This is a genomic window from Accumulibacter sp. (assembly GCF_016789985.1).
Classification (GTDB): Bacteria; Pseudomonadota; Gammaproteobacteria; order Burkholderiales; family Rhodocyclaceae; genus Accumulibacter.
Map to the genome: position 1 here is coordinate 1 of NZ_JAEUOL010000263.1, position 8,333 is coordinate 8,333.

An 8,333-nucleotide genomic window follows, 5' to 3' on the forward strand; every position below is an offset into this window, starting at 1 on the left:
CCAGAACATGGCGCAACCGATGTCGTCGAACTTCCACACCTTGCCTTGCGGATCGCGAATCTGCACGGCAAAGCGCTTGTCGCTGATCACCATGCCACAGCGCGGGTCGGCGTCGCGGTCCCACTTGATCTCCACCGGACCGCTGGTCGGCTCGCCCCGGCAACCGGCGAGCAGCGCGCCGAGGCTGCAGCCCAGCGCAGCCCGGCAGCATGGGCCGAACGCGAGCGCCGGCGCGCTGGCAAGAAAACGGCGTCGCATCATCGCGCTGCAGGGCTCACTGCAGAACGACCGCCGGGTCGACTTCGTGCATCTCGATGCGCGACAACAGGCCGATATAGCGCGAAACCATGCCCAGAAAGCGCAGGCGATCGGGTCCGGCAACCGTCCCGTGCCACTCGATTCCGGCCCGTCGATCCGCGAACTGCCAGCTGGCGAGCGTCCTGGCGATTGCGTCGTCGGTGCGTGCCAGCGTCAGGTGAACCTGGAACAGGGTCAAGAACTTCGATTCTTCAGCGACGCGATCGTCGAGCACGATGCGACCCATGTCCATTTCGACCACCCGATTGACCAGCGGGGCGACTTCGTCGAGCCGGTGGCTGGAGATCAGCATGGTCGTGTTGTCGAGCCGCTCGGCGAGCAGGTTGAAGAAGATGTGGCGCGCCTCGGGATCGAGGTTGGCCGCCGGTTCGTCCATCACCAGCACCTGCGTATCGCGGCCGAGCGCGATGGCGATCAGGAGCTTCTGCTTCATCCCGCCGGACAGGCGATTGAACGGTCGCGCCAGGATGTCGTCGAGCTGGAGACCGAGGCGACGCGCCACCGTGTGCATGCGCGCACCTTCCGAACAGCAGACGGCAGCCGCGAAGTTGAGCAGTTGCCCGACCGGCATCTTGAGCGGTGGCGGCAGCTGCGGCACGAAGCCGATCTTGCCGAGTACATGCGTGCGCTCGCTGCGCGGGCAATGGCCAGCGATGGTCACCCGCCCCTGATGGGTATACTCGCCCAGCAGGCAGCGGATGAGCGTCGTCTTGCCGGCTCCGTTCGATCCGATCAGGGCAATTCGCTCGCCGAGTTCGAGTTCCAGATTGACCCCGTCGAGGACACGATGTCTCCGGAAATCCTTGCCGACGTTTTCGAAACGGATCATGTGCAACCTTGTTCAGAGCAGCCTGTTCAGGCCTTTGACATCAAACACCAGTGCCCCGCTCGGGCAGACATCGACGCACAGCCCGCAACGCGTGCAGTCGGGTCCGATCGGGGTTTTCAGGTCGGCGGCACGTCCCTTGATCACCACGTCGAGAACGTGCGGTACGAGACAGACCTTGCGGCAATCGCCTTCATGAAAGCAGTGCTCGAGCCGGTACTGGACGCGCACTGGCGAAACGGCGCCCACCATACCATAGGTCAGACCGATCGGGCAGACGTAGCGGCACCAGGCGCGGCGCGAATAGACCACCTCGAAAACCAGCAGCAGCAGTACCCAGCCGAGCGCCAGCGACGGCCCATAGATCAGGGCGCGTGACAGGATGCCGGTCGGCGAGATCGTTTCGAAGACGGTATAACCGGTGACTACGGCGAGCAACGAGAAAACGACCCAGAAAACGGTGCGCGTTCCGCGGTGGAACTCGTGATCGCTGACCAGTTTCTTCGCCGCCAGCCTGAGATGCAGCCACTCGAACCACTCGGCGACCAGATGGTAGGGGCAAACCCAGGAACAGAAGGAACGACCGCCGAGAACCACCCAGAGGACGAAAACCGTTGCCGTGCCGATGAACAGATTGACGATGATGTGCTTGTGCGCCAGCATCACCTGCAAGGCCGAATTCAGGTCGATCAGGTGGAAGCCGACGAAGCGCGACGCAGTGAGCGAGCCTTCGAGTATCTGGATGTCGAGCCAGAAGGACAGGGTAAACAGCAGGTTGACCGCAATCAGCACCACCCAGCGGCGATTCCGCCACTTGTGGTTGACCAGTTCGTGGTCGCGCGCATGCTGCTTCAGTGCCTCGAAGTCGGCCTTGGTCATGCGCTTGAGTTTATGCACCTGCTGCACTTCCGGAGCGATGACCTGCGGCCTTTGCGGCGCCGCACCGAACATCACGCGCAGACGTTCAAACGATCTCATCAGCCTCTCCACGGCGCGCGTTGCTCGACGACAATCGCTGCCGGCTCGGCCGGGCAGACCATCTCGCAGACGCCGCAGCCGACGCATTGCTCGAGCACCTGTGGCCGGTACTCCTTGCGGCCATCGGCCGCCACCGTTTCCGCCATCCGGATGGCGTCACCGATCGGACATTCGGTCACGCAGAGATTGCACAGGTCGCGGTCGTAGGGATGCTCCCGTACCGCCACCGGTTTCCAGCGGTCGACGTCCATGTAGCGCAGTCGCCCCTTGAAGTCGGCCCCGCGCGTCTGACCGTTGAAGCCCTTGCCCTGCACTGCCAGACATGCCTGCGGCCGCGCCAGGTGCGCAACACCGATACGCTCCGCGAGATTCAGGGTCGGCTCGGCGTCCTTCTCCTTGGCCTTGAGCAACGGCGCCCGGGCCAGCGGCATGCCGCTGCGCGTTGCCAGCGACATCGGCTTGCGATAGGTCAGCGAACCGGTCGGGCAGGCAAGGATGCATTGCACGGCATCGCAGGAAAAGTCGCAAGCCTGCGCCCGCGCGTCGATATAGGGCACACCCAGGCCGAAGCCGCTTTCGACGTCGTCGAGCTTGATTGCCGCCACCGGGCAGACCTGCACACACTGTCCGCACTTGATGCACGAGGACAGGAAATCGGCCTCCTCGAGCGCACCGGGCGGCCGCAGCCGCGCCCGGTGGGCGCCGGCCACCGGGATATAGCCGAGCATGGCCAGGCCAAGAACGCCACCGATCATCAGCGCCGAGCGGATGAAGCGGCGCCGGTTGGCCTGCCTGCGCACCGGCGCCGACGGGCGCTTGCCCGCGCCAGGAGTGGCTTGTCCGACCGCCGCCGGCAGTGCTTCGGCGAGCTTGGCGGCGGGGTCATCGCTTTTCTGATCGTTCATTCAGGTAACCTCTGCTGGCTGATCTGCGACTTGTCGAACACCGGCTGCTGGTCGCGCAGCAACAGCACCGGTGTCGAAAAGGGCGCCAGGCGCTCGAGGAAGTCGAGCATTTCCATGACCGGGGCGTTGCGGAAGAAGCGTGCGTAAGGGATGGCCATCCACAGTTGATCGGCGTAGGCGTAGAGTTCATGGGGACGATCGCCGACCTGGTCGTGGTCGCGGTCGAAGCCCTGGTAGTCGTCCCAGTAGTTGCTGCGCCAGACGTTGTTGCGGGCACTACCGGCATCGCCCATCGCCACCTGCGAGAGATTCCCCTCGAAGAGGTTGTGCTCGACCAGGGTACCATCCTTGTCGGCCAGGAAGCTGACCCCGATTCCATTATAGGCAATACGGTTGCCGCGAATGGTGATCGAGCTGTCCGGCTCGAAGGGCGACATGTCGAGACCGACACCGATCGCGCAGTAGATGATCTCGTTCCCCTCGACCAGAACGTCGGAGGCTTCCTTGAAACCGACCGCCATGCCGGTCGGCCCGTTGGCGCGCGAGAACAGGTTGTTGCGAATCGCCCCGCCACCCGAATACATGACGTACACGCCGACCGCGTTGTCGTAGAAGCGATTGCCCTCGACCAGGTTGCCAGCGGCAAACATGAAGTGAATCGAGTAACGGCTGCGCCTCGCCACATTGTCGAGATAGCGGTTCTCGTTCGAGTACCAGGCGACCATGTCGCGTGAGTCCTCGATCGTGTTGCCGGCAACCAGGTTGCGGTGGCTGTACCACAAGCGGATGCTGTCACCACGCGTGCCGAGGTCGAAAGGTTTTGACCTGATACGGTTGCCGCGCAGGACGTTCTCGTTGGCTTTCTTCAGGTCGATGCCGAACAGGCAGTTGTCGATGCGCAGGTCTTCGATGCGATTGCGGTCACCGCGAACATTCAGACAGGCGTCATCCGAATCGTGCGAGACGCCCGAATTGGTGAGCTGCAGACCGCGCAGCACGGCGTCACTGGCTTCGAGGACGAAGACCGTTCCCTTGCCGCCACCGTCGACCGTGACGGCCCCGCCCCCGTCGATGGTCAGTGTCTTGTTGACCACCACCGGTCCCGAGTAGCTGCCGGGCGCCAACCTGAGCAGCGAGCCTGCCGGAGCGGCATTGACCAGGTCCTGCAGGAAGGGCAGATCGGGTACCCGGGGTACGGTCGGAATCGCCGCTCTTTCGTCGATGCTGCCCCAACCCGCGGCGGCCGGCGCACCCATGCCGCCGAAGCGTTTTTCGTCAACCTCGCGCGGTTGCCTGCCACCGCCGGCGCCACTGCGCTGCAGCGCGGTCAGCGCGTCTTCCGCGCCGCCGGGGGTGGGCAGGACGACCACCATGGCAAGCCCGCAGACCAGGCCGGCCGCGAGCAGACGTCCGAACATGTGGCTACTCCGCCGTTCCCTCACGGAGCTGCTGACGCCGAATCAACAGCGCCAGCAACAGGCAGACCATGACTCCGAGCAGCAGCGCATAGCCCCAGTAAGGATAGGAATAGGTCGAGAACTGTGCCACCTTGCCCTCGCCAAAAACGGTAGGCATGAAGGGCTTAACCGTGAAAGCCCCCCAGGGGTGCATGTTGTGCCCGAAGAACCACAGCCAGCCGGCGTAGGTGATGACAAAAAAGACCGGCAGCAGCGCCGGGACGAGCGCCAGCAAGAGCGAAAACCCCCTGATCCGGGCAACGCCGAAGACCACTACCACCATCGCGACGAGGGTCCCGGCGATGACCAGATGGGTGATTCGCGTCACGTTGTCGCCCCAGCCCTTGATCTTCTCGGGTTCGTTGAAGAAGGTCGCCGTTTCGCTGACGTAGTATGCGACGTGCGCCTCGAGCGAACCCAGCAGGTACTGGTCCACCAGCATCCAGACGGCCACCATGGCGAAACCGGCCGCCAGCAGCAGCACGCGCGGCTTGCGTTTGGGCACCATGAAGCCGAGCAGCATTACCGTGAAGAAAGCGAAGAAGAATTTGGCCAGCGGCTTCTCGACCGGCGCCCCGGTAGCGATCGGGAACATCCCCACGTAGTGGTTGATGGTGTTCATTTCATGTACGCAGTCGAGGCCCTGCGCCCCCTTGTCCACGTCCTTTCCTTTATCGGTGATCGGGTTGTAGCGCTCGTCCTCGTGCGAGATGTCCTTCTGGATGATCTCGCCTGCCATACGCGTTCCCTTGCCGGCGGCCTTGCAGCCGTTGAACACGCCGTTGAAGTGGAAATGGATGCGAATGCCATCGGGAAAGGCATCCGGCGGATAGTTCGGTGCGGTCAGCGAGACCCACCAGATCGGCGCGAAATACGCGATGATCATCAATACGGTTGCCAGCGCGGTCAGCGCGGCGACAGTCAGATTCTGTTTGTTGTCCGTTACTGCCGACATTTCTCAATCCTTGTCCGGAGCGCTGGTCCTGGCTGCTGCCGGCCCGTGACACGCCGTACTCCCCTGCAGCATATTATTCATTACTGATCTGCCTGGGGAAGCGAAGCCCGCCGCAGGAACTGTCGGCGGGCTTCGCGACAGTGCCGGAACGCTCGTCGTGTTCGCAGCCTCTACCTACTTCTTCTTCGCTGGCGCTGCTGCCTTGGCCTTGCACATGTTGCCCGGCATCACCAGGCTCGACTGGTAGGCCGAGATGGCGACGAGCTGGTCATTGTTGTACTTCTTGATGATCTTGACCATGTCGGGGTTGGCGTTGCGCCGGTGACCATCGCGGATCTCGGTCATCTGACGCAGCAGATACTTGTAGTGCTGGCCGGCGATCACCGGATAGAACTTGTCCTTGACCCCTTCGCCGTTCACGCCGTGGCACTCCTTGCACTCCTTCTCATAGAGTTCCTTGCCGCTCGCCAGTTGCTTGTCGAGGTCCTTGCCGTCGTATTTGCCGTGTTCGATCGGAATGCAGAGCTGTTCGATGTATGCGGCGACGTCGGCCAGTTCCTGCGGATCGGTCAGGGTCGCGGCAAACGGGTACATCGTCGGGTTGTCGCGCAGCCCGGCCCGGATGTCGGCCATCTGTTTGATCAGCACGGTCGTGTGCTGTCCGGCGAGTTGCGGGAAGGTTCCATCGGGACGACCGGCACCGGACGGCAGATGGCAGGCACCGCACACTTCGTAGGCTTCCTCGCCGCGCTTCTTGTCGCCCTTGAGCTTGAGCGCCTCGATCTTCTCGCCCTCCTGGGCATTCCACTTGTAGTCCTTGGCTTCGATGCCCTGCGCCTTGGGTGCCGGCGGGCCGGCCTGGGCGGCCCCCGTGGCGACCATCGCCAGCGACACCGCCAGAATCAGTCTCTTCATTGCGAACTCCCTGCTGGTTGCGAATCGATGAACTCCAATCTAACAATCTGTCCGGTGTTGCGCGTTGACAATTGTCAACTCCGGCTTGTCCGGTAGATCAGGGCTTGAGCTTCGAAAGGTAGTCGGCGAGCACCTTGATCTCGTCGTCGCTGACCAGATGCATGACGCCCTTCATGGCCGCCGAGTTGCCATTGGAGCGCGCGCCACTCTTGATGTCGAGCATCTGCCGTTCGATGTATTTGGCATTCTGCCCGGCGATCTTCGGGTAGTCCGGCATCAGCGCCTTGTTGCCTGCCGGGCCGTGACAGGCGTTGCACGTCTTCTCGGTGTACAGTTTGGCGCCATCGGCAGCCAGGACGGGCGAGGCGGCGAGAGCGCCCAGCGCGAGCAAAGCCATCAGGTGTTTCATGGATTTTTCCTTCGTCATAAGAAAACGGGGAACAGAGTAAGCCTGCTCCCCGTCGAGTTGCCTTGAGTCAGATCAACATCGCGAACTACTTGACCTTCTTGGCTCCGTTCTGCTCGAGATAGGTCTTGGCGCGCAGTCCGAGGTCGGCTGCCTTGACCTGGTACTGCCAGATCTGCTCGGTCCACAGCGCGGCGTTGTTCCAGTCCTTCTTGCCGGCCGCCTCATCGGCCTTGGCCTTGGCGTCCTTGATCTTGCCCAGTTGATCGACCGCGTCATCCATCATCGCGACGACATCCGGGAAGTCCTTGTAGTTGACACTGGTGATGTAGCCGACCACCGAGTCGATCACCGCCTGCGTATCGGCAACCTTCTTGAGCTGCGTCTTGTAATCCGCCTCGGTGTAGTTCGAGCCTGCCGCGCCGGCCGTCTTGGTCGGTTTCCAGCCCTTCGGCTTGACCAGCAGGTAGCCCTGCATCTCGAGGTGCAGCGCCGAGCAGAATTCGGTGCAGTAATACGGATAGACGCCTTCCTTGTCGGCCTTGAACCTGACCTGAACGGTCTTGCCCGGTTCGACCGAGGCATGGACGTTGTAGGTCGATACCGTGAAGCCGTGGGTTTCGTCCTGCGCCCGCTCGAGGTTGGTCAGGTTGATGATCACCTCGTCGCCGACCTCGGCCTCGATCGTTTCCGGTGTGATATGCGAACGGATCAGCGTACCGAAGACCTCGACCTTGTTACCCTTCTTGACGATCTTTTCCTCGCCGGCGCGGACGGCCCCCGGATGCGGTTTGTCGGTGCGACTGTCGGTACCCACCTTGTAACGCACGCCCGGCTTCAGCTTGTTCGCTTCGATGGCCACCACGTAGTGGGGTTCACCGAGTGGCAGCGGCATGTCGTAGAGCAGTTGCATCTTGTCGTCGCTGATGTCGATCAGTTGGTGATTCTGCGGATGGAGCGGCCCCACCGGCACGAAGCGATCGATCGCCAGCTTGTTCAGGGCGACCAGATAACGCCCCTTCGGATCGACCGAATCACCTTCCATGGTCACCAGGTGACCGATGTTGTAGTGCACGCTGATCTTGTCGAGCACCTTGCCTTCGCAGAAATTCCACTTGACGACCTGCGAGTCGACGTAGAGTGAAGTGTAGGCGACGCAGGGCTTGGCGTCATACTGCGTGTGCAGCGGGCCAAGGCCGAGTTGCACCTGCGTATGCAGCGCGTCCTTCATGTTGATCACCGGAATCCCGTAGGGATCCTTGGATTCGAACTTGCCGGCCTTGATCGCCGCCTGGATCTTCTCGAAGGAATAGACCGAGACGTGCGTGTCGAGCTTGCCGGAAACGGTGATGTACTTGCCATCCGGGGTGACATCGACGCCATGCGGCGATTTGGGTTCGGGAACCAGGAAGAGAACGCCTTCGCTGACAGCCGTGTCGATCGACAGGACATTATGTCCATTGATCTTCTTCGCCTTGCCGGCCGCCACCAGTTCGGCCGCCTTCTTCCAGTTGATCACGTGCAGATAGTCGGTATCCTTGGCCGAACAACCCGCTTCGTACGGCGGCCGGCC

The 8,333-nt window shown here is 62.4% G+C and carries 8 protein-coding genes and 1 pseudogene; all 9 read right to left on the minus strand.

The genetic code is table 11. From position 1 onward, the window contains the following. Positions 1 to 261 (minus strand): annotated as a pseudogene (locus JNK99_RS14945) (hypothetical protein); the annotation flags it as partial. A gap of 13 nt (positions 262 to 274) precedes the next feature. Beyond that, entirely contained in the window at positions 275 to 1,147 is an 873-nt protein-coding gene (locus JNK99_RS14950) for an ABC transporter ATP-binding protein (protein WP_291854439.1), read from the minus strand. 12 nt (positions 1,148 to 1,159) lie between these two features. Next, positions 1,160 to 2,122: a NapH/MauN family ferredoxin-type protein gene (locus tag JNK99_RS14955; protein WP_291854440.1), complete on the minus strand. Its 963-nt coding sequence runs from the start codon at positions 2,120 to 2,122 to the stop codon at positions 1,160 to 1,162. After that, the gene (locus tag JNK99_RS14960) at positions 2,122 to 3,027 is read right to left on the minus strand and encodes a 4Fe-4S dicluster domain-containing protein (RefSeq protein ID WP_291854442.1); all 906 of its coding nucleotides are present in this window, start codon (positions 3,025 to 3,027) and stop codon (positions 2,122 to 2,124) included. Before JNK99_RS14960 ends, JNK99_RS14955 begins: the two co-directional genes overlap by 1 nt. After that, entirely contained in the window at positions 3,024 to 4,445 is a 1,422-nt protein-coding gene (gene nosD, locus JNK99_RS14965) for a nitrous oxide reductase family maturation protein NosD (RefSeq protein ID WP_291854444.1), read from the minus strand. Before nosD ends, JNK99_RS14960 begins: the two co-directional genes overlap by 4 nt. A gap of 4 nt (positions 4,446 to 4,449) precedes the next feature. Beyond that, a complete protein-coding gene (locus JNK99_RS14970; RefSeq protein WP_291854446.1) occupies positions 4,450 to 5,439 on the minus strand; it encodes a hypothetical protein in 990 nt (329 codons plus the stop codon). 174 nt (positions 5,440 to 5,613) lie between these two features. Further along, positions 5,614 to 6,354: a c-type cytochrome gene (locus tag JNK99_RS14975; protein WP_291854448.1), complete on the minus strand. Its 741-nt coding sequence runs from the start codon at positions 6,352 to 6,354 to the stop codon at positions 5,614 to 5,616. A 97-nt stretch (positions 6,355 to 6,451) separates the two neighbouring features. After that, positions 6,452 to 6,763 carry a c-type cytochrome gene (locus tag JNK99_RS14980; protein WP_291854450.1) on the minus strand — a complete coding sequence of 104 codons (312 nt, stop codon included), beginning with the start codon at positions 6,761 to 6,763 and terminating at the stop codon, positions 6,452 to 6,454. An 85-nt stretch (positions 6,764 to 6,848) separates the two neighbouring features. Next, positions 6,849 to 8,333: cupredoxin domain-containing protein (locus JNK99_RS14985; RefSeq protein ID WP_291854452.1), on the minus strand; the 1,485-nt coding region annotated here is incomplete at its 5' end.